Genomic DNA, 26,029 nt, shown 5'->3' on the forward strand with positions numbered 1-26,029 from the left:
TTTCTCGGGAAAGCGCACAATTCAACATGAAGCGACAGCAGATTCTATCTGAAATAAAAATGTGAATATGTCATTTGTATGTGAATATTACGGGTTCGGCCCTATTTCCACCACTGATTCCGTCAGGTCTTCGGCTCTGTGTCAGGCATTTGGAACGTAAATTAATACGTTTAGCTCCTTTCATATGCTGAGAAATAAAAGGCAAGGGAAACGTGTCGTTGAAGACATCTCCTTAATAATAGAAGAAAAAGAAATGTATCTTTAAACGAATGACCGTGGTCAATATGCTGGCGGGAGTGACCGTCAGCTGATTCCTGTTTGAAGCCGAAAGCATCATATCAAACAGGGGGCAACGGACAAAGAACACAGCTTCGGGTGGGATCTTCCGCTGAGAGATTCGTTTAAGCTATTAAAAGCGATATAGGAAGTGTGGTCAATGGATTATAGAACTCTGATATTGAGATAATAGTAATAATGAGGTTTATATGTCAAAGGCATAGCTCCAGTGTTCCTTACAAAATTGTTAAAAATAAAATCTCTTGGTTTGTCCACACCATGTCCTTGAATACAATAAGAAATAAAGTATTTCTCGGGAAAGCGCAAGATTCCTTATCATTCCCGAAAAAAGCAATTGTTTCGACACATGATAGGCGTTTGTCACAAACGGCAACCGCTTGAATATCATATAGAGAGAACAGAGAGGTGAAAATGTTGGAGCGCGCTGTGACATATAAAAACAACGGACAGATCAACATTATTCTTAACGGGCAAAAGCAGGTGCTGACGAATGCTGAGGCAGAGGCGGAATATCAGGCTGCATTGCAAAAAAACGAAGCAAAGCACGGCATTTTGAAGGAAATCGAAAAAGAGATGAGCGCACTGGTTGGGATGGAGGAAATGAAACGCAACATCAAGGAAATATACGCCTGGATTTTTGTGAACCAAAAACGCGCGGAGCAAGGCTTGAAGGTGGGAAAGCAAGCGCTGCACATGATGTTTAAAGGAAATCCGGGAACAGGAAAAACGACGGTTGCGCGGCTGATCGGCAGGCTGTTCTTTGAAATGAATGTCCTGTCTAAAGGCCACTTGATAGAAGCGGAGCGGGCTGATCTGGTCGGCGAATATATCGGCCACACCGCCCAAAAGACGAGAGATTTAATTAAAAAGTCATTAGGCGGCATTTTGTTTATAGACGAAGCCTACTCGCTGGCAAGAGGCGGCGAAAAGGACTTTGGAAAAGAAGCGATCGACACACTTGTAAAGCATATGGAAGACAAACAGCATGAGTTTATTTTGATCCTTGCCGGGTATTCTCGGGAAATGGATCATTTTCTCTCATTAAATCCCGGTCTCCAATCAAGATTTCCCATTTCCATTGATTTTCCGGATTATTCTGTCACCCAGCTCATGGAGATTGCGAAACGCATGATCGCTGATAGGGAATACCAGCTCAGTCAAGAAGCGGAATGGAAATTGAAAGATTACTTAATGACAGTCAAAAGCACGACAAGTCCCATTAAATTCAGCAATGGCCGTTTTGTCAGGAATGTGATCGAAAAATCGATCAGAGCGCAAGCCATGAGGCTTTTAATGGGCGATCAATACTTAAAAAACGATTTGATGACCATTAAAAGCCAAGATCTTTCCATTAAAGAAGAAGCGTCTGGTTCTGTATAGACCTCTCAGTTTTCGAGAGGTCTGTTTTTTGCTTGTATTTCTTACTTTTCAAAGCAATCGATTTGTGGTATACACATGCAGGGTTTGGTATGATAATACTACTGCCCAATATGCAAAAGAAAGGAACATCCATTTGAACGAACAAGAAACAAGACAAGAAAAAGCTATTTTAGTCGGATGTCAGCTGCCGCATATCACGGATGAGCATTTTGAAAATTCTATGGAAGAGCTTGCATCTCTGACAAAAACAGCAGACGGAAAAGTATTGACCAGCGTCACACAAAAAAGGAACAGGGCTGACGCCGCTACATATATAGGAAAAGGGAAGGTAGAGGAGCTAAAGGCACTGGTGGAAGAACTTGAAGCTGATCTCCTTATCTTTAATGATGAGCTGTCGCCAAGTCAGCTGAAGTCATTGGCAACAGCGATTGAAGTAAAGATGATTGACCGCACGCAATTGATATTAGATATTTTCGCAAAGCGGGCGAGAACGAGAGAAGGCAAACTTCAGATTGAGCTGGCTCAGCTGCAATATGCACTTCCGCGTCTAACTGGACAAGGGATCAATCTTTCCCGGCAAGGCGGAGGAATTGGGGCGAGAGGTCCCGGGGAAACGAAACTGGAAACCGACCGCCGCCATATCAGAAATCGCATTCACGAAATCAACACACAGCTTTCAACCGTTATCCGCCATAGAAGCCGGTACCGTGAAAGACGAAAGAAAAACGGTGTGCTTCAAATTGCGCTTGTCGGATATACAAACGCGGGGAAATCAACATGGTTCAACCGCCTGACAAGTGCTGACAGCTATGAAGAAGACCTCCTGTTTGCCACACTGGACCCAATGACCAGAAAAATGGTCCTGCCAAGTGGTTACAGCGTGCTCCTGTCAGATACAGTAGGGTTTATTCAGGACCTTCCGACGACATTGATTGCTGCATTCCGATCAACGCTTGAGGAAGTAAAAGAAGCGGATTTGATCCTGCATTTGATTGATTCCTCAAATGAGGATTACCCTGGACACGAAAAAACGGTGCTTCGGCTGCTAGAGGAGCTTGAAGCTGATGATATCCCGATGCTCACGGCTTACAACAAGCGTGATCAAAAGCTGCCTGATTTTATTCCGTCCGCCGGAAGGGATCACATCATGGTCAGTGCGAAATTTGAGGAAGACGCTAATACGTTTAAAGAAGCGATTCAGCGCTATCTGCGCCAAGAGCTGTTAACGTCTTTTGAAGCGCATGTGCCGGCAAGTGAAGGAAAGCTCCTTTCCAGAATCAAATCGGAAACGATGGTTGACCGATTCTATTTTAATGAAGAAAATGAACGGTACGACATATCAGGTTATGTACAAGAAGAGCAAAGCATCATCGGTGAATTAAAGAAGTATATGTAGGAAGGAAATATAAAGCATGTTTGACACATTAACACACGGAGAATTATTGAAAAAAACGGCAATGGAAGTGGAAGCGGACATTGCCGGCGTTCATAAACAAATAGAAGAAACCAGCGAACGCAATGAATGGAGAGTGCTTGAAAGCTATAGAAAACACAAAGTAAGCGACACTCATTTCACGCCGTCTACAGGATACGGCTATGATGATATCGGAAGAGATACGCTTGAAAGTATTTATGCGGATGTGTTTGGCGGAGAAGCGGGGCTTGTAAGGCCGCAAATTATCTCAGGAACGCATGCCATCTCGATTGCCTTGTTCGGTGTACTCAGACCGGGGGACGAGCTTCTTTATATAACGGGCAAGCCATACGATACGCTAGAAGAAATTGTAGGCGTCAGAGGCGGAGAAAACGCTGGATCATTAAAGGATTTTCAAATCGGCTACAATGCGGTTGATCTGACGGAAGACGGAAAAATAGACTATGATGCAGTCGCTGCTGCGATCAATCCGAAGACGAAAGTAATCGGCATTCAGCGCTCAAAAGGATATGCGAATCGTCCTTCTTTCTTAATTAGTGAAATAAAAGAAATGATCCGTTTTGTAAAAGAAATCAATGAAAACCTGATCGTCTTTGTGGACAACTGTTACGGAGAATTTGTGGAGGAGCTGGAACCTTGCCATGTCGGAGCCGATCTGATGGCGGGATCTCTCATTAAAAATCCCGGCGGCGGTCTTGCGAAAACAGGAGGCTATCTCGTCGGAAAAGCGAAATGGATTGAAGCTTGCTCATATCGTATGACGTCACCTGGCATCGGCAGAGAAGCAGGAGCATCTCTTTACTCGCTCCAAGAAATGTATCAAGGCTTCTTTTTGGCGCCTCACGTTGTGTCACAAAGCTTAAAAGGAGCGGTGTTTACCGCAAGATTCCTTGAAAAACTGGGCTTTACTTCAAACCCGAAATGGGATGCGAAAAGAACAGATTTGATCCAATCCGTTGAGTTTTCTGACAGGGAAAAGATGATTGCCTTTTGCCAGGCCATTCAATATGCATCGCCGATCAATGCGCACGTGACGCCTTATCCGGCCTATATGCCGGGATACGAAGACGATGTCATTATGGCGGCTGGCACATTTATTCAAGGAGCAAGCATCGAATTATCAGCAGATGGCCCTATCCGTCCACCATACGTAGCGTATGTTCAAGGTGGATTAACCTATTCGCATGTGAAGAATGCCATATGCAGTGCGGTGAATTTACTAATGGAAAAGCAATTAATTTAAATTTTTTAAAAATTTCACTGAATTTGATGTTAAGAATCCTTACATCGTATTGACACAAAATATAACATCACCTATAATGAAACTAAGTTAAGAAAAGGAGGAAATTGAGATGAGTGATAATATTCGCCGCTCAATGCCTTTATTTCCAATAGGAATTGTCATGCAGTTAACTGAGTTATCAGCAAGACAAATTCGATATTATGAGGAGAATGGACTGATATTTCCAGCCAGAAGCGAAGGGAATAGACGATTATTTTCATTTCATGATGTAGATAAACTGTTAGAAATCAAGCACCTGATAGAACAAGGTGTAAACATGGCAGGAATTAAACAAATTCTGGCGAAAGCGGAAGCCGAGCCGGAGCAAAAACAAAACGAGAAGACGAAAAAACCAATGAAACATGATCTGTCCGATGACGAACTGAGACAGCTCCTGAAAAACGAGCTCATGCAAGCCGGCCGTTTTCAAAGAGGGAATACATTCCGTCAAGGCGATATGTCCCGCTTCTTTCATTAATCCGTTAGCAACTGTTTTGCTATATACATTTACCTTTTAGAGGAGGAGTTTTACGAAATGGCAAAGTACACTAGAGAAGATATCGTAAAATTAGTAAAAGAAGAAAACGTGAAGTATATCCGTCTTCAATTTACCGACATTCTTGGAACAATCAAGAATGTTGAAATTCCTGTAAGCCAGCTTGAAAAAGCGCTTGATAATAAAGTCATGTTTGACGGTTCTTCTATTGAAGGATTCGTTCGCATCGAAGAGTCAGACATGTACCTGTATCCAGATCTGAATACATTTGTTATCTTCCCATGGACAGCTGAAAAAGGTAAAGTAGCACGTTTCATCTGTGATATCTACAATCCGGATGGCACACCTTTCGAAGGTGACCCGCGAAACAACTTAAAACGGATTCTGAAAGAAATGGAAGACCTCGGCTTCAGTGATTTCAACCTTGGGCCTGAGCCTGAATTCTTCTTATTCAAATTAGACGAAAAAGGCGAGCCGACGCTTGAACTAAACGACAAAGGCGGATATTTCGACTTAGCTCCAACTGACTTGGGAGAAAACTGCCGCCGTGATATCGTTCTTGAGCTTGAAGAGATGGGCTTTGAAATCGAAGCGTCTCACCACGAAGTAGCGCCTGGCCAGCACGAAATCGACTTTAAATATGCTGGCGCGGTCCGCTCTTGTGACGACATCCAAACGTTTAAACTGGTTGTCAAAACAATTGCCCGCAAACACGGTCTGCATGCGACATTTATGCCAAAACCGTTGTTCGGTGTGAACGGTTCCGGTATGCACTGCAATCTATCACTCTTCAAAGATGGCGTTAACTCATTCTATGACCAAAACGCAGATCTTCAGTTAAGTGAAACAGCGAAGCATTTCATTGCAGGTATCGTGAAACACGCAACAAGCTTTACAGCAGTAACAAACCCGACAGTAAACTCTTACAAACGTCTTGTTCCTGGCTATGAAGCACCTTGCTACGTAGCATGGAGTGCGCAAAACAGAAGCCCGCTTATCCGTATCCCGGCTTCCCGCGGCATCAGCACACGTGTTGAAGTACGGAGCGTAGATCCAGCTGCTAACCCGTACCTTGCACTTAGCGTATTGCTTGCTGCAGGCTTAGACGGAATCAAAAACAAACTAGAAGCGCCAGCTCCAATCGACCGCAACATCTACGTCATGAGCAAAGAAGAGCGCATGGAAAACGGAATCGTTGACCTTCCAGCAACACTTGCGGAAGCGCTAGAAGAATTCAAATCAAACGAAGTCATGGTCAAAGCGCTAGGCGAGCACCTATTCGAACACTTCATCGAAGCAAAAGAAATCGAATGGGATATGTTCCGCACACAAGTTCATCCTTGGGAGCGCGAACAGTATATGTCTCAATATTAATCTTTCAATCCCTTGTCACTATTGGTGTCAAGGGATTTTTTGATTTGATAGAATGTGAAACTAGCATTTGAAAGGTATTTTTTGTAAATGATTCTCGTTTCTCTGAAATTTCACTGTCGAAGTTTAATAAAATAAATTTTAATTTTTTTTGGTTATTCCCACTTAAACACATTCATCAAACAGTGTTATTTGAATATGTAACCTTCCAAATAATGAGAGTATTTTTTCTCTCCTTGAAAAATTCTTCTTTCTTTTCTGTTATTAATTTAATAATTACTAGACTATTTTTTCCGCTTGACTTTTTTACTGTAGCCTTTTAAAGTATGGAATGTTGCTTAGACTATGTTTAACGACTTTGATACTGAAATTAGAGGTGGCTACTTAGATGAAACAAAATGGAAATCCCTGGGCGCTATTGCCGCTATTTTTATTTGTAGGTCTTTTTGTCGGCTCTGGTGTAATGACTGGAGATTTCTATAAATTGCCGATACTGATTGCGGCTATTATAGCATCAGCTTTCGCGCTTTTATTTAACCAAAAGCAATCGCTCAATCAGAAAATAGAATGGTTTGCTTCCGGTGCGGGACAACCTGATATTATTATTATGGTTATCATTTTTATAATAGCAGGGGCTTTTGCTTCTGCAGCTGAGGCGATGGGAGCGGTAAATTCAACCGTCAACCTTGCTTTGAGCATTATTCCGCATCAGTTTATACTGCCAGGGCTTTTTATCATTTCTTGTTTTATTTCTGTTTCGATGGGAACATCAACGGGAACTATCGCGGCAGTTACTCCAATTAGCGCCAGTTTGAGCGGAGAAATTGGCTTGCCCACTGCAATTACTATTGCAGCTGTTGTGGGCGGAGCTATGTTTGGAGATAATCTTTCTTTTATTTCGGACACCACCATCGCGGCAGTACGGTCACAAAAAACACAAATGATAGATAAATTTAAAACAAATTTTTTGATTGTTTTGCCCGCTGCTATCATAACTGTCATTTTATTATTTTTAATACCGACAGGACACGTAGGACATACCGGAGCTGAATCTTACAGCTGGTTTAAAGTACTTCCTTATGTTGCCGTGTTAGTCTTTGCGTTAATTGGTTTTAATGTAGTGGCTGTTATTTTCTGCGGATTGATCTTAACAGGAATAATAGGGTTTGCAAGCGGAAGCTTGACGCTTGATTCTTATTTTAAAGCAATTACGGATGGGATCGCAGGAATGTCTGAACTTATCATCCTTTCAATGTTAATTGGCGGAATGGTCGGCGTCATGAAACATAACGGAGGGATTGACTTTTTAATGAGATTCATTTCCAAAAGGATCCATTCGAAAAAGGGTGCTGAAGCCGGTATTGCCGGATTGGTCAGCGTTACTAACCTAGCTACTGCCAATAATACAATTGCTATTATAGCAGCTGGGCCAATTGCCAAAAATATCTCTGATGAATTTAAAATCGACAATAGAAAGTCAGCAAGTATCTTAGATATCTTTTCCTGCGTAATACAAGGCTTAATTCCTTATGGCGCGCAGATGTTATCGGCAGGGAAGTTTGGACAAATATCACCTGTCAGCATCGTGCATTACTCTTACTATCCTGTTTTAATCGGGATCTGCGGCATCATAGCAATTATATTCGGTCTGCCAAAATTCACAAGAAATTCAGAATAAAGTTAATAAATAGGTACCATATGGTACCTATTTATTAATGTCTTTCATAATTATGATACACATTTACAATGTTGAGGGCCTAGTGGGTGTATAACGTGAGATTCAAGTCCTCTCGGCCGCAACAATCCAAACTCTTTAACAATGAATTCGTGAAAAATATCGCCGGCAGAGTCCATTACATTAATTTTGAACAACAAAAGCTTCACATAAAAGACCAGAACAACAATACAGTTTATATCAACATGAATTACATCATAGGAGTTACATACAATGATTGATTACTTACAATTTCCATGTAAGAATATACTTTGTGTCGATATGAAATCCTTTTATGCTTCTGTATCAGCTGTAACAATGGGGCTTAATCCTTTAACATGCTATCTTGCTGTTGTAGGAAATACGGAGAGACAGGGAAGTGTAGTGTTAGCTGCATCTCCTGCACTTAAAAAAGATTTTGGAATCAAAACAGGGTCGGGACTATTTGAGATACCTGAAGATCCAAGAATACACATTGCAAATCCACAAATGAAGCTTTTCATCAGAGTTTCGACTGAGATTACAAAGCTGTTTTACAGATTTGTTCCTGGAAAATGTATTCATACGTATTCAATTGATGAATCTTTTTTAGATGCAGGAAAAGAAAATCCTGAAGAAATGTCCAAAGCAATTCAAAGCAGCATGTGGAGAGATTGGTTTGATGTGCACAGTAGGTATTGGAGACAATATGTTGTTAAGTAAGCTTGCACTTGACCTGGAGAGTAAGATAACGAAAAGTGTATTGCACGTTGGAGATATGAAGATGTGTCAAATAAACTCTGGAAGATTTACCCTTTGTCTAAAATGTGGGGGATAGGATGGAGGATGGAAAGAAACCTGAAACGAATGGGGATATCAACTGTAGGTCAGTTAGCTAAATTTCCTTTAGAGCTGATTGAAAATAAGTTCGGAATAATGGGAAACCAGTTGTACTATCATGCGCATGGAATTGATTTATCAGAAATAGGAGCTCCGTTGATGCAAGGGCAGATTAGTTTTGGTAAGAGTCAGATTTTACTGAGGAATTATACAAGGAGAGAAGAGATTAAGCCTGTTCTTCTGGAGATTTGTGAGGAAGTCGCAAGAAGAGCACGTACACATAATAAAGTTGGTCGGACAATCAACCTGGGAATTGGTTGATGAGCTTGGTGGCGGATTTTATCGATCCAAAACAATTGATCTTCCTACAAATATCACGATGGATATTTATAGATGCTGTTTGATGCTTTTTAATTACTCGGGTAAGACTGTGAGAAGTATTTCAGTCACGTTATCAAATATTGAGGACTTGCATCATTAGACTATCGCAAAAGTGTTGTATAGGTGTTTGTCCTGTTAATAATTAGGCACTGTTCCGTAACACTTCTGTGAAGCGCAGTACCAGCAGATGTATAAGAAACTGCTCTCAGAATCGCTTTTGATCCATATTTACTTCTAATCCCATCCATCACAAATCCGAGTTTCCTTCTCTTTTCATTATCCACTTCAAATAAACTCAACTGCTGATTAACATCTACAAATCCATACCTGAGGTGCCCAAGTGAAAAAGATTGAGTAGCTGGAATACATGGAAAAAGATGTTCTTTATCTTTCATTTTGTTACTAAAAGCATTCAGTGCATCCTTTTGCCAAGGTAAAAGACATGCTTGGGCAGCTGCTTCAATTCCTTTAATTAAGTTTGTCATACGATAGCCTCACGTTGGGTTCTTCAAGAATTTAATAAGAACGAAAAATACGCTAAAAAGATTAAAGAACAAGTAAGAAAAAGAATTAATAAATATGATACCATTTCCATTCATCCTGCTTTAAACAGTTACGGGAATGTAGATAATCACGAATGGAAACAGTATTTTCTAAGAGATAGTGATACTGAACTACCTAATTGTCCATTCTTAAGAAGCTTAACTGACAAAGAAAATAGAAAATAGTTTAATAAATCATTCAATTCGTCATAAATACCTATACCCTCATCCAAAATGCGCACCTGTAGCAAAAAGCAGCGCGCTTTTTTGATGAGGCATCTTAGTCATCTAAAAAACAACCATTTTACACACAATGAAGACAAATTTAAATGGAAGAATTAATGTTAGATAGATGATAAAGTCCAGTAGGTATAAATTGAACGAAGATATAAATAGATGGGTTTTAAATATAACTAGCTTTCTTGGTCATAGTGACATGAACGTATCAGTACGGCCTTTGCATCTGTTCAGTTATTCGTATGACTATTCTTCGCTGTAATTATTGTTCCAAAGAACACCTTAAACTTTGTAATGGGATATGAAATTTACTTATTTGGCATTTCGTTTGCTTTAATCTTTTGGGTCCGGGACTCAGTTTTTCTCGACAAGGCAATGACAGCAATTGAATTTAAGTAAAATGAGCATCATAACATCTTCCCCTTATTAAATAAACAACTACCCTCTAAATTCCAATTCGTATTATAATTGAAAAAAGGGGTAGGGGTATATTTACTATAAGGTGAATTTGAGAAATTAAGAAACGTCAAGGAGCAGTTGATTCTTAAATCATTATTGACCAATAATGGGGGATGTCAAAAATGAAATTGTATAATGAATTTATAAATATAGCTAAAACTCTTAATAAAGAGTTAGACATTATTCCATTGTTATATGGATCTTTAGGTCTGGAAAAGGTAACTGGCTTGGACTTTTCCCCAGAAGATATTGATATCCTTATTCCTTTAATCTTTTTAGGGGAAAAGTGGGAAAAACTAAAAAAACTTATGGAACTGCAAGGATACAAAATGGTTAATTTACACGAGCATGAATTTAGGAAAGCGAATACTAAGTTAGGCATAGCTTATATAGAGGATTTAAAACCATTTGCAGATGTAGACTATAATAGCCTAGAGGTTTTTGAAGATGGTGGAGCGAAATATCATTTGTTAACTATTGAGGATTACCTCAAGGTTTATAATAAGTCTTTTTTAGATGGCTATAGAAGAACAAAGAAGAATCATAAAGACCAAAGTAAAATTAACATATTGAAAAAACTAATACAGAATTAATTTCTAATATTCTCTTTTGTTCCAACAATAAACTTATGTTTGTAGCAATGTTCTAAGATGCTTCCATGTAGGCATCTTAGAAGTCGCCCTTCTCTGAGATACCAGGAATACACTCGTTAAAAAATCAATTTTAACAATCGATTGGTCAGCAATGCCAGCCTAATCTTCATAAAATGATTTTATGTATTGGCATTCCTGAAAACTCGCTTTCTAAGCAGTTTTGAATACATCCCGAATATAAAATATCCTGTACATAACATAGTTGGTATAACAGCCAGCATAGGACAGAGAGTTCATTCTTTCTGGCGTTTAGTTTCGCTTTAAACTGTAAGGAGGACAACATGTGTGGAAAGCTTTAAGACTTATATTCAAGAAACAGAAAAATCAAAGACCAATCGCTGATGGCTATTTGCATATTCTAGAGAAGGATATAAATCTAGAATTAAAACAAAACATATATGCCTTGGAAGGCTTAGGAGAAGTAGTAGCAGAAAAACTGCAACGTAAATACACAGATGTTTTTGGAAGTCAGGGCAAACGTAACCTAAGCATCAAAATTTGTAGAGACATAGATGGAGATGTGTTAAGTGATTTAACAGCTGAGAGGTGCTTGGAAAAAGAATACCGTTCCCAAATAACAATTAATTATGGAACTGTGACAGCCTATGATGAAGATTTAGACACTTTTACAATTGATTTATGGTATTACTACGGTGGATTTAAAGGAACCGGTAGGGGAACATTATTTGATGTAAAGAACAATGATCTAGAGAAAGAAATTGAAGAGATGCTAATATATTTACTATATGACAAACAATCTGAAAAATAAAAAGAAAGCTTCAAAGGGATTTAAAATTACTGTTACAGCTTTTGTCCTTACACTGCTACTACTGATTTTTTTATTTGGATGAGATATCTTAAATGACGAAAATACAATGTAAGTTCTGTTTTTAGTGAATAGGAAAGCCCGAAGAGAGCCTGGGTTAGTACATGTATTTTTTCTTAGTTTTATTAAAACTCAAACTCATTATTTTTAGATCAAATCTTTTCTCAATCCTTAATTTAGCGAGAAGGTGGGGATGATCACCTGAATGCTACTAATATTTGCTGTATTTAAGTAACCAGAAAATCTATTAACCTTTCCCAAAAAGTCTCCGGCCTAGTTTCACATTTGTGATACTAGATGTTCCTTTGTATCTGTAATAATAACAGCCCGATTAGGATTAAACGGTACATCTTTAGAGCTCATATTGAGTACAACAGCGTGAACGTCATCCTGCTTATTAGAGTCAAGTGATTATGCATCGTCATTTGGCTGAATTACAGAATATCAACTTCGGCTATAGAAAGATTTATAATGCCTATTTTAAATGGCTTTGATGGTGTGTCTGAATCTGGGATATTTATCAATATTACTTTACTTGATACTGTTTGATAAGTTCTATACAGACAAAACAGCGAGAAGTATTTCAGTTACTTTATCCAATATTGAGGAGGATGTTAATCAGCAGTTAAGCCTGTATGAAAAAGACAATGAAAAAAAGAGAAAGCTTAGATTTGTAATGGGCGGGATGAGAAATAAGTACGGTTCAAAGGCGATATTAAGGGCTGCTTTTTATACGCCTGCAGGGACGGCAATATATAGAGCTGGCCTTACTGGTGAAAATAAGTCATAACAAAAAGCGACTAAAAATATAATCGTTTTTTGTTATTATTTAGTTAAGAAACCAATTCAATAAATTTAAAAATAGAATTGTTTCTTTAATTTGCTCTTCAGTTTTACTATAGGGAATGCCAACAACTTCACATTACAATCATAAGAGCCAGGCTATATCGGGGGTAGCAGGCTCTTAACATCTGACATTATTTTTTTGTATAACGCACCCAGTCGTAATGAGTGTATAGCGGTGTTACACCATTGTAGGAACCGAGCCATTCATCTACACCCGTACCATTCCACAAGTTCATCATGATTTTTCCTGGTGTTGTCGGAATTTGGCTTGTAGCAGTATGTTTTAATTGCCCATCGACATACCATTTAATAGAGTTTGGCTGCCAATCGAACGCATACGTATGATAGGTATTGGCTGCATCAAATCCGAGATCCACAATCTTCTCATGGTTTCCTACACCATTTGTATAATAGTTAAATTGAACCTTTGTTGTGTCTTTTCCTAAAAATTCGATATCAATCTCATCCCAAGGAGTTCCATCCGTTGGACCTGTATAAGTGAAGAACGATGAAACGATGCCTATGTTTTTAGCTGGTTTCATTCTGACCTCATAAAGTCCATAGTGATATGTTTGAACAGAGCGGTTTTCTCCGCAGTCAAACTTATTATAAGATGGACTTGTTAGCGCCAAACGCATTTCACCTAATGACGTCATTGATACGTTATTCGCACGCCAAGTACAGTTAAACATATTTCCATTAGAATAACCATTTGCTTTTTGCCATAATCCGGAGTTAAAGCTGTTATAAGGGTCAAAAAACGATCCACCTGTTTGAGCCGAGGCAGTAGAAGTGACTGCAGACAAACTCATAAACAATATAGTGACAAGAAGCAACAACACTCGTTTCATACGATACCCTCCTTTGAAAGTGCATTCTTTAACGATCATACATGATTCTTTAAAAAGGGAACATCGGTCAAAATAATGATAATAACGATTCTATTGAAGATGACTCTAGTCAGAAAATAAGCCTGTTTGAAAAAAGAAAGCTTGGATTCGTTATGGTTGGAATTAGAAGTAAATACGAATCGACAGCGCTTCTGAGAGCAGTTTCTTATACTCCTGCAGGAACTGCGCTTCACAGAGCCGGACTTACTGGGAGACATAAATCATAAAAATAACCCCCTTCAAAATTTGAAGGGGAAATGATACAGATTTAAGAAGTATGACCTCTACTAGCAACTTCAAATGAATGTCCATCAGTGAAATAACCAACACTTGCTGTATGTCCTCTGCGTGCTTCTTGGACATCTTTTTGAGTGTTAGTTAAATAAATGCTTACAAATCCAATTAAAACAATGGCTAAAATAAAGACAGATGCATGTTTAAGTTTTATAAAGACAATCCCCTCTCTGAATTTGGTTGCGGGCATAAAGCACTTTCTCATAATAAGCAACAGCCACTTTATGGTCTTCTTTTTCATTGTAATACTTCGCTGCATCTGCTGCTAAATCCTCCGCGTCTGAAAACATTGACTTTAATTCTAAATAATTTAGAATCGAATTTAATTTTCCTTTGTCGTTATTTACTATTTACGCTGTGGCTATCAAAGTAATCACCGGTCAAGGAAAGGAGTTGATAAATGCCTAGCATTAGAGTTATAAAGATTGCTCCTAATGCTATTAGAGATTTTTTAGAGAAATCCTTAGCATGTTCAAAATTATAAATTATTAGAAATATAAATAGACAAGCCATAGCAATCTCGTGAGTCAACCAACGACTTACTGAAAACCCTTGCACAATTAAAGGGGAGTTTCTCAAGATGATACTCACTTAACTTAAAATCGTGATGTTATTTAGATTTCAAGGAGCTGAAAAATGAACTCTCTTTTATATGACATTCATATGGCTGCTTTCATTAACAAAGGTGAAATGAGATTTGTCAAAATAAAACATTGATTCAACAGGGAGCAACAAATTGATCCATGAACTAAATTTTCATTTGGTTTAAATTGCTTGGCACTAAGGAGTGATGTAACGGAGAGATTATACTCTCCAGGATGCAAAGGAAGGCATGCGATTTTTACCGTGCTTAGTCTTAAAACTGTGCTGGCCAAGGCAAAGTAAGCTAGTGTTCGTTTCCTTGAATCCTTCGATAACAAAGACATTTGGATGATTCAGTTCAAGTGAAATTCAAAACTGTCTTACGCTCAGCGAGCGGCTTAGCTGCTATTGACTGACTGTCTTTATAGATAACATTTGAAGACACAGTAAACAACCTTATGAGCTGATTTTATGGACACGAAACGTTCCATTACAGCTTCAAAGTCAGGAGCGCCACCTGGGGCAGCTAAAATGACTTCACACTCTCTAATGTATATCTCCTTTATATGGAATGGTTCAAATGGGGATTAACGCAGATATTACTCCATCAGATTTAGAAACAAGAATTGCGATTCTACGAAAAAAGGATTAGGTTAGTGAAACAAGATTACCTATAATGTAATTTTTGGGTCCTTGTAATTAAATTACAAATATATGTAATATTCACTCGTGAACTCATGGTATTATATTGAAGGGGACGATCAAAAGCTTTGGGGGGTAGTAATTAAGAATGTTTTAAATATATACGAGTGCTACCTCATGTCAAAGTCAGAAAAAATATTATAGGAGGTAACAAATGTTTAAGTTTAGAAAGAATATCTTAGTTGGGTTAACAGCAGCTTTAATGAGTATTAGCTTGTTTTCCGCAACCGCCTCTGCAGCTAGCACAGACTACTGGCAAAATTGGACGGATGGAGGCGGAACAGTAAACGCTGTTAATGGGTCTGGCGGGAATTACAGTGTGAATTGGTCTAATACCGGAAATTTCGTTGTTGGTAAAGGTTGGACTATAGGTTCCCCATTCAGGACAATAAACTATAATGCCGGAGTTTGGGCGCCGAATGGCAATGGATATTTGACTTTATATGGTTGGACGCGATCACCTCTCATAGAATATTATGTAGTGGATTCATGGGGGACTTATAGACCTACTGGAACGTATAAAGGTACGGTTTACAGTGATGGGGGTACATATGACGTATATACAACTACACGTTATAATGCACCTTCCATTGATGGCGATAAAACTACTTTTACGCAGTACTGGAGTGTTCGCCAGTCGAAGAGACCAACTGGAAGCAACGCTACAATCACTTTCAGTAATCACGTTAACGCATGGAAGAGATATGGAATGAATCTGGGTAGTAATTGGTCTTACCAAGTCTTAGCGACAGAGGGATATCAAAGTAGTGGAAGTTCTAACGTAACAGTGTGGTAACAGATCATCTTTAATCAGGGGTAGCTAACGGGTTGCTGATCCTTGAGAAATCAATAATCATTGTAATTGTGAGTTAGTAAGAGGTGACGGTCTCTTAGTTGAAATTCCAATATATGCCTTAGTGATGGTTAAAGGTTGTTTTCTACTAGGCGAACGGCCTTGGCATTGCTGGAGGTAGGGTATTCTCCCTCAGGTTTATAACTTTCCCTATAAATTTAATGGAGTCGTATTAAAATGAGAATGCTTGAAGATTTAAAGCCATTTGCATTGTAGACTATTGAGGATGATGGAGCGAAATATCATTTGCTAACTATTGATGATTATCTTAAGTTTATAATAGTCTTTATTAGATGGTTATAGAAGAATAAAGAAGAATCATAAAGATCAAAGTAAAATTAGCATATTGAATAAACTAATACAGAATGAATTTCTGTATTCTCTTTTGTTCATTTTTAAAACAAAGTGTAAGAAAATAACAACATGGAATTTGCTTGGATTCTAATTTATTATAAAGATAAATATCACAGTTATTAAATTCTCATCAGTCACACCATTTTTACTCTAAATTAAAAGGAGTGGGCGTCATTACTGATTCTTAAATATTGACACACTGAGTATACAGAAAGAAGTCAAAAATCAATATTTATTTTACCCCTTGTATTGAAATAGTCAAAAGAATTATATAATATTAAGTCAAGTTAGTTTGTCTAAGCAACAAACTAAAGGGATGAACTTTTATTGTCCATAAGATTTAGGCTTAAACAAATATGAATAAAGGGGGGATGAGAGGCTTGATTTTTCCAGACATATAAGGTATGGCGAAAAAAGATGAATTTCCTGCTTGCTGATTATCATTTAAATGATGAAAATACTCTTTGGAAGTAAACCACTATAATCTTTTACGCTTTTTTGAAAGCGTTTTCTTCCTGTGCGTTTGAGGAAATTTTCATATCGTTTCCCATTGTTCCATATTAAAGGATTGAAAAGGGGAGAAATCATGCTCGGTGAAAATGTAAAGAAGATTAGCATGGTTGAAAAAGTTGGATATGCGTCTGGAGATTTTGCATGCAATTTAATTTATGCAACAGTGTCTACTTATCTTTTGTTCTTCTATACAGATATATTTGGTTTACCGGCAGCAACAGCTGGTACTATGTTTTTAGTGGTTAGAATAATCGATGCTCTCGCTGATCCTTTTATTGGAACAATAGTTGACAGAACGAATAGCAGGTTTGGGCGCTTTAGACCGTATCTCTTATTCGGAGCATTTCCATTTGTCGTACTGGCAATACTCTGTTTTACAACCCCGGATTTTTCGGATATGGGGAAATTAATATATGCCTATTTGACCTATGTTGGCTTGTCACTTACATACACAACGATAAACGTTCCATATGGCGCGTTAACTTCTGCAATGACCAGAAATAATCAAGAAGTTGTTAGTATAACATCTGTGCGTATGTTATTTGCCAATCTTGGGGGACTTGTCGTTGCATTTTTTGTTCCCTTACTGGCTGCTTATTTAAGCGATACTTCCGGCAACGAATCTCTTGGCTGGCAACTAACCATGGGTATTTTGGGAATGATAGGCGGGTGCCTTTTAATCTTTTGTTTTAAAAGCACAAAAGAGCGTGTCACTCTTCAAAAATCTGAAGAGAAAATTAAATTTTCGGATATATTTGAGCAATTTCGTGTTAATCGTCCACTTGTTGTATTAAGTATATTCTTTATTATTATTTTTGGAGTGAATTCAATCAGTAATTCGGTGGGCATTTATTACGTAACGTATAATTTAGAAAGAGAGGATTTGGTGAAGTGGTACGGTTTGATAGGAAGTTTGCCCGCTTTGGTCATTTTACCGTTTATTCCGAGGCTTCATCAATTATTGGGGAAGAAGAAATTACTAAACTACGCATTATTACTGAATATGATCGGCCTCTTAGCTTTACTGTTTGTTCCGCCAAATCATGTATACCTCATACTTTTCTTTCGGTTAATCGCTGCTGCTGGAAGTCTCACTGCCGGCGGATATATGTGGGCGCTCATTCCTGAAACAATAGAATATGGGGAGTACAGGACTGGGAAAAGAATGGGTGGGCTCATATATGCTATTATCGGATTTTTCTTTAAATTTGGCATGGCCTTGGGAGGGATTGTCCCGGGGTTGGTTCTAGATAAGTTTGGATATGTGGCAAATCAGGCACAAACTCCGGAGGCATTAACTGGAATCTTAATTACAACAACCATTATTCCCGTGTTCTTGCTGGCTCTAGCTTTAATTGATATTCACTTTTATAACTTAGATGAGCAAAAATATAGAAACATGGTTAGAGAATTAGAGAAAAGAGACAAAGTTTATTTGGATCATATTGATGATTTCAAAGCTTAAAAAAGAAAATAAACTGAGGAGGAGTCCCAAATGAAGATTTCCAATCCAGTACTTAAAGGATTCAATCCCGATCCAAGTATTTGTAGGGTAGGAGAGGATTATTATATCGCTGTATCTACATTTGAGTGGTTTCCGGGAGTCCAGATACACCACTCAAAAGATTTAGTAAATTGGCACTTAGTTGCACATCCATTACAGAGAGTTTCACAATTAGACATGAAAGGAAATCCAAATTCAGGCGGGGTTTGGGCACCATGTTTAAGCTATAGTGATGGGAAGTTTTGGCTGATCTATACGGATGTTAAGGTAGTAGATGGCGCATGGAAAGATTGTCACAATTATTTAGTTACTTGTGAAACGATTAATGGTGATTGGGGGGAGCCGATTACATTAAATAGCTCGGGGTTTGATGCTTCTTTGTTCCATGATACGGATGGAAAAAAATATTTATTAAATATGTTATGGGATCACCGTATTGATCGGCACTCATTTGGAGGAATTGTTATACAGGAATATTCTGATAAAGAGCAAAAATTAATCGGTAAACCAAAAGTTATATTTGAAGGAACTGATAGAAAACTGACAGAAGCTCCGCACCTTTATCATATCGGGAACTATTATTATTTATTAACTGCAGAAGGAGGAACACGGTTCGAACATGCTGCTACAATTGCCCGTTCTACAAATATTGAGGGACCATATGAAGTTCATCCCGATAATCCAATCTTAACGTCATGGCATGACCCAGGAAATCCATTGCAAAAATGTGGACATGCATCCATTGTTCAAACACATACAGATGAGTGGTATTTAGCTCATTTAACGGGACGTCCTATTCACCCTGACGATGATTCAATTTTTCAGCAGAGAGGATATTGTCCTTTGGGCAGAGAAACAGCTATTCAAAAACTTTACTGGAAAGATGAATGGCCCTATGTAGAAGGTGGAAAAGAAGGAAGCTTGGAGGTAGAAGCACCTTCTATACCCGAAACCATGTTTGAAGCAACGTACCCGGAAGTTGATGAATTTGAGGATTCAAAATTAAATATAAATTTTCAAACTTTAAGGATTCCATTCACGAATGAATTAGGTTCATTGACTCAAGCGCCAAATCATTTACGATTATTCGGTCATGAATCATTAACCTCGACATTTACTCAGGCATTTGTAGCCAGACGCTGGCAAAGTCTCCATTTTGAAGCCGAAACTGCTGTTGAGTTTTATCCGGAAAATTTTCAACAAGCCGCTGGATTGGTGAATTATTACAATACAGAGAACTGGACGGCTCTTCAAGTCACGTATGATGAAGAACTTGGCCGTATTCTTTATTTAACAATATGTGATAACTTTGCTTTTTCACAACCATTAAAAAATAAAATTGTTATTCCTCGTGAAGTAAAGTATGTATATTTAAGAGCAAATATTGAACAGGAGAAGTATTATTATTTTTATTCTTTTAACAAGGAAAATTGGCACAAAATTGACATTACATTGGAATCGAAAAAATTATCTGATGATTACATACGTGGTGGAGGGTTCTTCACGGGAGCCTTTGTAGGGATGCAATGTCAAGATACTAGTGGAAATCATATTCCGGCCGACTTTAAATATTTTCGTTATAAAGAAAAATAATGTGCACATGAAAAAGGAGAATTCTTTTTTTGGAACTCCTTTTTCCTATTACAAGATGCCCTATGTGCATACTTCTAAAACAAAAAACTCATCTTTAAAGATGAGTTGTGCATTTAATAAAAATTACATTGTAACCATGTCCAGAAATTGTTCAATAACAATAGAGGACATTCCTAATGCCGGTGCCTTCTTTCCTAAGAAAGAAGGCAATAATTCATAGCTATTGCCTAATTGAGGATAGACCCTGGAAGACACTTCACTTCTAATTGAATTTAAAACCATAGGATGCGCTTCAATTATGTTGTTTCTTAAAATGACGGCTTGTGGATTGAAAGTATTTAGAATATTGGTAAGGCCTATTCCTAAATAGAATCCAAAATTCTGTAATGCATTTAAGGTGCCGATATCATTCAGGTGGGCAAGGTCTATGATATCTTGATAGGTCACATTTTTATCTTTCGTCTCAAGAGATTTTAATAAAGCCTTCTCTGAAGCATACAATTCCCAGCAGCCTCGGTTTCCGCAGCTGCATTTAGGGCCATTAAAGTCAATTGTCATATGTCCCATTTCTCCAGAGAAGCCGCTTACTCCTCTATATAAATGATTATTGATAATAACGCCGATCCCTATCCCTGTGCTGATACTAGCATAAATAATGTTATCGTAATTTTTTGCCGCACCAAATACTTTTTCACCATATGCGCCAGCATTTGCCTCATTTTCAATAAAAACGGTCACAGCGAACTTTTCTTGTATGGATGATTTTAAGTCAATATCTCTCCAGTTGGAGTTCGGTGTAAAAACAATTTTTTGATTTTTATCAATAAGCCCAGGCACGCATATGCCTATACCTATAAGCCCATACGGAGATTGTGGCATATGTGAAATAAAGTGATGAATCATATCAATTAAAATGTCTTTGGTTCTTTCGGGAGAATTGCATTCCAAATGGTGGTGTTGATCAAGAATGATCGTGCCTTCAAGGTCTGTTAAAATGCCATTAATATAATCTACACCAACATCTATTCCTACGGAATATCCGGCCTTTTTATTAAAAACAAGCATGACAGGTCTTCGTCCGCCGCTTGATTGTCCCTGACCTATTTCAAATACAAGATTTTCTTTCATTAACGTGTTTACCTGTGATGAAACAGTTGATTTATTTAATCCAGTCATTTCAGATAATTTTGCTCTAGAAATAGGTGAATTCTTAAGTATTTCTTTTAATAACAACTTTTGATTTACTTTTTTGACAAAGGTTTGATCAGCGCTATCCACTTCATCCACTCCATTTGTATCATCTTTAGATTAAGTTTATTTTTTGTTTTTAGATATGACATAGTATATAGCTAATCTTACCTTTATTATATCTAATGTGTTTATGAAAAACTAAAAAAATATTGAAAATACTGATGAGGTTATATAAGATGAAAATGAGTTAGTTTGTTTGGACAATAAACTAACTTATCAGCTTACAAAAAATGCACCTGCTTTTGAAGGATTATGTTTTTAATTTATTTTTAAGGGGGGAAATCACATGGCTCAATCTCATTCTAATTCAGTTAACTATTTTGGAAGCGTAAACAAAGTGGTTTACGAAGGGAAAGATTCCACGAATCCTTTAGCATTTAAATATTATAATTCCCAAGAAGTAATCAGCGGAAAAACGATGAAAGAGCATTTGCGATTTTCTATTGCCTATTGGCATACATTTACCGCTGATGGCACAGACGTTTTTGGAGCAGCTACGATGCAAAGACCATGGGATCATTATAAAGGCATGGACCTCGCGAGGGTGAGAGTAGAAGCAGCATTTGAGATGTTTGAAAAACTAGATGTACCATTCTTCGCTTTCCATGACCGAGATATTGCACCAGAAGGAAGTACGTTAAAAGAGACAAATCAGAATTTAGATATGATCATTGGCATGATTAAAGATTACATGAGAAATAGCAACGTTAAGCTATTATGGAATACCGCAAACATGTTTACGAACCCCCGTTTCGTCCATGGTGCTGCGACTTCTTGCAATGCAGATGTGTTTGCGTATGCTGCAGCACAAGTGAAAAAAGGCTTAGAAACAGCAAAAGAGCTTGGCGCCGAGAACTATGTATTTTGGGGCGGCCGTGAAGGATACGAAACATTGTTAAATACCGATTTAAAATTGGAGCTTGATAATTTAGCGAGATTTTTGCATATGGCAGTGGATTATGCGAAGGAAATCGGGTATACAGGACAGTTTTTAATTGAACCAAAACCAAAAGAGCCGACCACTCATCAATATGATACAGATGCAGCAACAACCATTGCCTTTTTGAAGCAATATGGTTTAGACAATCATTTTAAATTAAATCTCGAAGCCAATCATGCCACATTAGCCGGTCATACATTTGAACATGAATTACGGGTTGCAAGAGTACATGGCCTTCTTGGCTCTGTTGACGCAAATCAGGGTCATCCCCTTTTAGGCTGGGATACCGATGAATTTCCGACAGATTTATATTCTACGACATTAGCAATGTATGAAATCCTGCAAAATGGCGGCCTTGGAAGCGGGGGATTAAACTTCGATGCGAAGGTCAGAAGATCTTCTTTTGAGCCTGATGATTTAGTATATGCCCATATTGCAGGGATGGATGCATTTGCAAGAGGATTGAAAGTCGCCCACAAATTAATCGAGGACCGTGTGTTTGAAGATGTGATTCAACATCGTTATCGCAGCTTTACTGAAGGGATTGGTCTTGAAATTATAGAAGGAAGAGCTAATTTCAGAACACTTGAGCAATATGCGCTTAATAATAAACAAATTAAAAATGAATCTGGAAGACAGGAGCAATTAAAAGCTATATTGAATCAATACATTTTAGAAGTATAACAGATGAAAGAAGCTCCAGATGCTGCTATAAAATAGTATATCAGGAAAGCCAGGTCTCTCTCCCGAATTACCCGTCATGATTCCTTTTCTTTGTTGTTATGACGGGAATTGGGATTTATTTAGATGGTGAGGAGTGGAAAAATGAAGTATGTCATTGGAATAGATCTTGGAACAAGTGCTGTTAAAACCATTTTAGTTAACCAAAACGGCAAGGTTTGTGCAGAGACGTCCAAAAGTTATCCGCTCATTCAAAAGAAGGCGGGATATAGTGAGCAAAATCCTGAAGATTGGGTGCAGCAAACAATTAAAGCATTGGCTGAATTGGTTTCTATCTCCGATGTGCAAGCCAAAGATATTGACGGGATAAGCTATTCGGGCCAAATGCACGGGTTAGTACTGCTTGACCAAGATCATCAGGTGTTACGTCATGCCATTCTTTGGAATGATACCAGAACGACACCTCAATGTATCAGGATGACCGAGACATATGGCGATCATCTGCTTGATATCACAAAAAACCGTGTTCTGGAAGGGTTTACACTACCTAAAATGTTATGGGTGAAGGAACATGAGCCTGAACTTTTTAAAAAAACTGCTGTTTTTTTGCTTCCGAAAGACTATTTGAGATTCCGTATGACTGGTGCGATTCACACCGAATACTCCGATGCAGCAGGAACTTTACTTTTACATATTACCCGCAAGGAGTGGAGCGATGAGATTTGCAATCAATTTGGCATTCCTGTAGATATTTGTCCTCCGCTTGTTGAATCTCATGATTGTGCAGGATCGCTGCTTCCGAACGTTGCGGCGGAGACAGGGCTGTTGGAAAAAACAAAAGTGTACGCTGGGGGAGCGGATAATGCTTGCGGTGCTATTGGAGCTGGTATTCTTTCTTCCGAAAAAACATTATGCAGTATTGGGACGTCAGGGGTCATACTTTCCCACGAAGAAGAAAAAGAAAGAGATTTTAAAGGGAAAGTTCACTTTTTTAATCATGGAAAACAGGATTCTTTTTATACGATGGGAGTCACGCTTGCTGCGGGATACAGCCTAAACTGGTTTAGGAGAATGTTTGCACCAAACGAATCGTTTGAGCAATTATTGCAGGGGGTGGAATCTATTCCGATAGGAGCAAATGGACTGCTATACACTCCTTATTTGGTTGGTGAAAGAACGCCGCATACTGATTCTTCTATTCGGGGAAGTTTGATCGGAATGGATGGAGCCCACAAAAGAGAGCATGTTTTGCGGGCAGTAATGGAAGGCATCACATTCTCTTTACATGAATCAATTGAGCTATTCCGCGATGCGGGAAAATCAGTTCATACTGTTGTTTCTATTGGTGGGGGAGCTAAAAATGAACCGTGGCTTCAAATGCAAGCTGATATTTTCAATGCGAAGATCATTAAGTTGAAAAATGAACAAGGCCCAGCCATGGGGGCTGCTATGCTGGCTGCTTTTGGAAGCAGGTGGTTTGAATCCCTTGAAGAATGTGCAGAGCAGTTCATTCGTGAGACTGCTGCATATTATCCAAAGGAAGAAAATGCTCAAAAATATAAAACACTATTTGATTTGTATAAGAAAATTTACACTCACACAAAGGATTTAAATACAGCGTTGAAGAGCTTTCGAAATTACTAATGATAAGTGCTTGTAAGGAGTGTGTTTTTTGTCAGGAGATCAACGAAAGAAACATTAACGACGAGGCATCAAAGGCCTTTGATGACATCACGACAGTACGGTAAGGACCAAATACATTCCAATCAAACAGAAGGAATGCCAGTTGAAACAAAAAAGAATGAAGTTTTTCTTAGCCGTTTTATTTAGTTTAGTGCTAACATTACCAACATGGTCAGCACAGGCGATAACGACTATCACCTCAAATCAAATTGGCTCCCAGAGTGGCTATGACTATGAATTGTGGAAGGATCATGGGGCCGCCAACAAATGTACTGACTATTGGAGGGAAAAGTAAATAACCCTTTTTTGAGTTAAATCCTGATTTGGTATCAGTCCAAACTCTTGATTTACGATAAATGTTTACATGCAAAGTACCCCTCACATTAACGTGACGGGGCGTTTTTTTCCCTATCTATTTTAGATTGATAAGCAGAATGGAAACCAGATCCTCCAATTGACGCAGGGGCAGAAGAGGTTTCATTTTCATTTGCATTGGAAGTTTCACTCAATTCTTTGGGGGTGCATTCAGATACGTTGATGCTTTTTCAACCTAAATGTTTGTCTGTTTCACACAACCCTTGAATCCTCTGTTAGTCACATAACCATTCCTGCTCCAAATTAAAAGTTTTTCTGATTTTGCTACTTGCTCATCTTTCGTAAATTGGTCTATGTATTTTGTGTTTGGCTCATATACAAACGCGACTCTGGCCAGTCCTTCTTTCAATAATGTCTCTTGAACAGATTTGCCATCTGCATAAACGTAACCTAACAGTCTTCCATACTTATCTCTGCGATCGCCTTTATCAAATTCCAGCTGCAGCTTACCGCTGCTAACCAACTCCTTGTTACGCTTAGATGCATCTTCGCCATATGGTTGAACACATGAATCTGGTTTCTTCGTCTCAGGTGTGTCTATGAGCAAGTAGCGCACTGTGTCTATATTTCCGTTGTACCTAACCTTAATCGTATCCCCATCAACTACTTTATCTAATGTAACATCGACCAATTTCTTGTGATCTTTTAAATGAGATTTGCCATCCTTTTGCTCTGGCTGGTTATTTTCATTAGATAAAGTATCATGAGAGGCTTGCTCTGTCTTATTAGAATCTGAATGGCTTTTCTCTGCGTGATTTGATCCGCAAGCTGATAAAGTAATACTCAAAACTGCAATCATACTGGCCAATACTTTTTTCATTGGATTCCCTCTTTAGAATGTAAGTTCATGATGCTCGGTTGAACATCATCATTATAACGATATGGACATTTTTTGTGAATGAAAAATGTCCATTACACTAAGGAGGATAAATACACTGAAAATACTTACAGTAAGATTGCAAACTTCACATTGAAGTGACTAAAATATACTTATGACATAACGAAAACAAAGGATTATGAAAATGATTTTGACTGAAAATGCTTTTGGAATTATGATAATATCAGAAATGGCAATA

Annotated in this window: 19 protein-coding genes and 9 pseudogenes; 20 read left to right on the top strand and 8 right to left on the bottom strand. The window is 38.2% G+C overall.

What is annotated here, in order from left to right:
• The first annotated feature begins 708 nt into the window (after positions 1-708).
• The 8 genes and pseudogenes from spoVK to AC4CV5_RS09910 form a co-directional block, all read left to right on the top strand.
• A complete protein-coding gene (gene spoVK, locus AC4CV5_RS09875) occupies positions 709-1,677 on the top strand; it encodes a stage V sporulation protein K (RefSeq protein ID WP_166852671.1) in 969 nt (322 codons plus the stop codon).
• 133 nt (positions 1,678-1,810) lie between these two features.
• On the top strand, positions 1,811-3,073 hold the full coding sequence (hflX, locus tag AC4CV5_RS09880; RefSeq protein ID WP_166852668.1) for a GTPase HflX: 1,263 nt from the start codon (positions 1,811-1,813) through the stop codon (positions 3,071-3,073).
• Between the two features lie 16 nt (positions 3,074-3,089).
• Positions 3,090-4,355, top strand: a complete 1,266-nt coding sequence (locus tag AC4CV5_RS09885; RefSeq protein WP_373923628.1) for a methionine gamma-lyase family protein — start codon at positions 3,090-3,092, stop codon at positions 4,353-4,355.
• A 109-nt stretch (positions 4,356-4,464) separates the two neighbouring features.
• Positions 4,465-4,872 carry a transcriptional repressor GlnR gene (gene glnR / locus AC4CV5_RS09890; protein ID WP_003238341.1) on the top strand — a complete coding sequence of 136 codons (408 nt, stop codon included), beginning with the start codon at positions 4,465-4,467 and terminating at the stop codon, positions 4,870-4,872.
• Between the two features lie 57 nt (positions 4,873-4,929).
• A complete protein-coding gene (gene glnA, locus AC4CV5_RS09895; RefSeq protein WP_166852585.1) occupies positions 4,930-6,264 on the top strand; it encodes a type I glutamate--ammonia ligase in 1,335 nt (444 codons plus the stop codon).
• 385 nt (positions 6,265-6,649) lie between these two features.
• Positions 6,650-7,939 (top strand): Na+/H+ antiporter NhaC family protein, encoded by a 1,290-nt coding sequence (locus AC4CV5_RS09900; protein ID WP_490922655.1) that lies wholly within the window; start codon positions 6,650-6,652, stop codon positions 7,937-7,939.
• Between the two features lie 122 nt (positions 7,940-8,061).
• A pseudogene (locus AC4CV5_RS09905) lies at positions 8,062-8,217 on the top strand (YolD-like family protein); the annotation flags it as partial.
• Positions 8,210-9,263: pseudogene (locus AC4CV5_RS09910) on the top strand (Y-family DNA polymerase); the annotation flags it as partial. The pseudogenes AC4CV5_RS09905 and AC4CV5_RS09910, both read left to right, overlap by 8 nt.
• A 13-nt stretch (positions 9,264-9,276) precedes the next feature.
• Here AC4CV5_RS09910 and AC4CV5_RS09915 read toward each other — a convergent pair.
• Positions 9,277-9,489: pseudogene (locus tag AC4CV5_RS09915) on the bottom strand (hypothetical protein); the annotation flags it as partial.
• 174 nt (positions 9,490-9,663) lie between these two features.
• Between AC4CV5_RS09915 and AC4CV5_RS09920 the strand changes: the two are divergent.
• Entirely contained in the window at positions 9,664-9,903 is a 240-nt protein-coding gene (locus AC4CV5_RS09920; RefSeq protein WP_373923677.1) for a YqcI/YcgG family protein, read from the top strand.
• A gap of 632 nt (positions 9,904-10,535) precedes the next feature.
• Complete coding sequence (locus tag AC4CV5_RS09925; protein ID WP_166852578.1) at positions 10,536-11,006, top strand: hypothetical protein; 471 nt, start codon at positions 10,536-10,538, stop codon at positions 11,004-11,006.
• Between the two features lie 108 nt (positions 11,007-11,114).
• Here AC4CV5_RS09925 and AC4CV5_RS09930 read toward each other — a convergent pair.
• A pseudogene (locus AC4CV5_RS09930) lies at positions 11,115-11,189 on the bottom strand (hypothetical protein); the annotation flags it as partial.
• 160 nt (positions 11,190-11,349) lie between these two features.
• On the opposite strand from AC4CV5_RS09930, the gene AC4CV5_RS09935 reads away from it, so the two are divergent.
• Together AC4CV5_RS09935 and AC4CV5_RS09940 are read left to right on the top strand one after the other, a co-directional pair.
• Complete coding sequence (locus tag AC4CV5_RS09935; protein WP_222142881.1) at positions 11,350-11,835, top strand: hypothetical protein; 486 nt, start codon at positions 11,350-11,352, stop codon at positions 11,833-11,835.
• A gap of 592 nt (positions 11,836-12,427) precedes the next feature.
• Positions 12,428-12,682, top strand: a pseudogene (locus tag AC4CV5_RS09940) (DNA polymerase); the annotation flags it as partial.
• Between the two features lie 187 nt (positions 12,683-12,869).
• Here AC4CV5_RS09940 and bglS read toward each other — a convergent pair.
• Positions 12,870-13,589, bottom strand: a complete 720-nt coding sequence (gene bglS / locus AC4CV5_RS09945; RefSeq protein WP_490922656.1) for a beta-glucanase — start codon at positions 13,587-13,589, stop codon at positions 12,870-12,872.
• Positions 13,590-13,678: 89 nt separating this feature from the next.
• Here bglS and AC4CV5_RS09950 point away from each other — a divergent pair.
• Positions 13,679-13,855 (top strand): annotated as a pseudogene (locus tag AC4CV5_RS09950) (DNA polymerase); the annotation flags it as partial.
• Positions 13,856-13,896: 41 nt separating this feature from the next.
• Here the strand turns inward: AC4CV5_RS09950 and AC4CV5_RS09955 are convergent.
• The 3 genes and pseudogenes from AC4CV5_RS09955 to AC4CV5_RS09965 all read right to left on the bottom strand — a co-directional run.
• Positions 13,897-14,181 carry an aspartate phosphatase gene (locus AC4CV5_RS09955; RefSeq protein ID WP_246303106.1) on the bottom strand — a complete coding sequence of 95 codons (285 nt, stop codon included), beginning with the start codon at positions 14,179-14,181 and terminating at the stop codon, positions 13,897-13,899.
• Positions 14,182-14,261: 80 nt separating this feature from the next.
• Positions 14,262-14,513, bottom strand: a complete 252-nt coding sequence (locus AC4CV5_RS09960; protein ID WP_490922657.1) for a YoqO family protein — start codon at positions 14,511-14,513, stop codon at positions 14,262-14,264.
• A 278-nt stretch (positions 14,514-14,791) separates the two neighbouring features.
• Positions 14,792-15,043 (bottom strand): annotated as a pseudogene (locus AC4CV5_RS09965) (ATP-dependent DNA ligase); the annotation flags it as partial.
• Between the two features lie 317 nt (positions 15,044-15,360).
• On the opposite strand from AC4CV5_RS09965, the gene xynA reads away from it, so the two are divergent.
• The 4 genes and pseudogenes from xynA (at position 15,361) to xynB (ending at position 20,023) form a co-directional block, all read left to right on the top strand.
• Positions 15,361-16,002 carry an endo-1,4-beta-xylanase XynA gene (gene xynA, locus AC4CV5_RS09970; protein ID WP_490922658.1) on the top strand — a complete coding sequence of 214 codons (642 nt, stop codon included), beginning with the start codon at positions 15,361-15,363 and terminating at the stop codon, positions 16,000-16,002.
• A gap of 243 nt (positions 16,003-16,245) precedes the next feature.
• Positions 16,246-16,426: pseudogene (locus AC4CV5_RS09975) on the top strand (hypothetical protein); the annotation flags it as partial.
• A gap of 573 nt (positions 16,427-16,999) precedes the next feature.
• A complete protein-coding gene (locus AC4CV5_RS09980; protein WP_248602715.1) occupies positions 17,000-18,391 on the top strand; it encodes an MFS transporter in 1,392 nt (463 codons plus the stop codon).
• Between the two features lie 30 nt (positions 18,392-18,421).
• Positions 18,422-20,023 carry a xylan 1,4-beta-xylosidase gene (xynB, locus tag AC4CV5_RS09985; protein WP_490922659.1) on the top strand — a complete coding sequence of 534 codons (1,602 nt, stop codon included), beginning with the start codon at positions 18,422-18,424 and terminating at the stop codon, positions 20,021-20,023.
• A 123-nt stretch (positions 20,024-20,146) separates the two neighbouring features.
• Here xynB and xylR read toward each other — a convergent pair whose 3' ends face one another.
• Positions 20,147-21,301 (bottom strand): transcriptional repressor XylR, encoded by a 1,155-nt coding sequence (gene xylR / locus AC4CV5_RS09990; RefSeq protein WP_166852560.1) that lies wholly within the window; start codon positions 21,299-21,301, stop codon positions 20,147-20,149.
• 259 nt (positions 21,302-21,560) lie between these two features.
• On the opposite strand from xylR, the gene xylA reads away from it, so the two are divergent.
• The 3 genes and pseudogenes from xylA to AC4CV5_RS10005 form a co-directional block, all read left to right on the top strand.
• Complete coding sequence (xylA, locus tag AC4CV5_RS09995; protein ID WP_166852557.1) at positions 21,561-22,898, top strand: xylose isomerase; 1,338 nt, start codon at positions 21,561-21,563, stop codon at positions 22,896-22,898.
• Between the two features lie 141 nt (positions 22,899-23,039).
• A complete protein-coding gene (gene xylB, locus AC4CV5_RS10000) occupies positions 23,040-24,539 on the top strand; it encodes a xylulokinase (RefSeq protein ID WP_490922661.1) in 1,500 nt (499 codons plus the stop codon).
• Positions 24,540-24,681: 142 nt separating this feature from the next.
• A pseudogene (locus AC4CV5_RS10005) lies at positions 24,682-24,834 on the top strand (glycoside hydrolase family 11 protein); the annotation flags it as partial.
• 294 nt (positions 24,835-25,128) lie between these two features.
• Here AC4CV5_RS10005 and AC4CV5_RS10010 read toward each other — a convergent pair.
• A complete protein-coding gene (locus AC4CV5_RS10010; RefSeq protein ID WP_166852551.1) occupies positions 25,129-25,773 on the bottom strand; it encodes a thermonuclease family protein in 645 nt (214 codons plus the stop codon).
• Between the last annotated feature and the right edge of the window lie 256 nt (positions 25,774-26,029).

It is taken from the genome of Bacillus sp. NS1 (assembly GCF_058248265.1).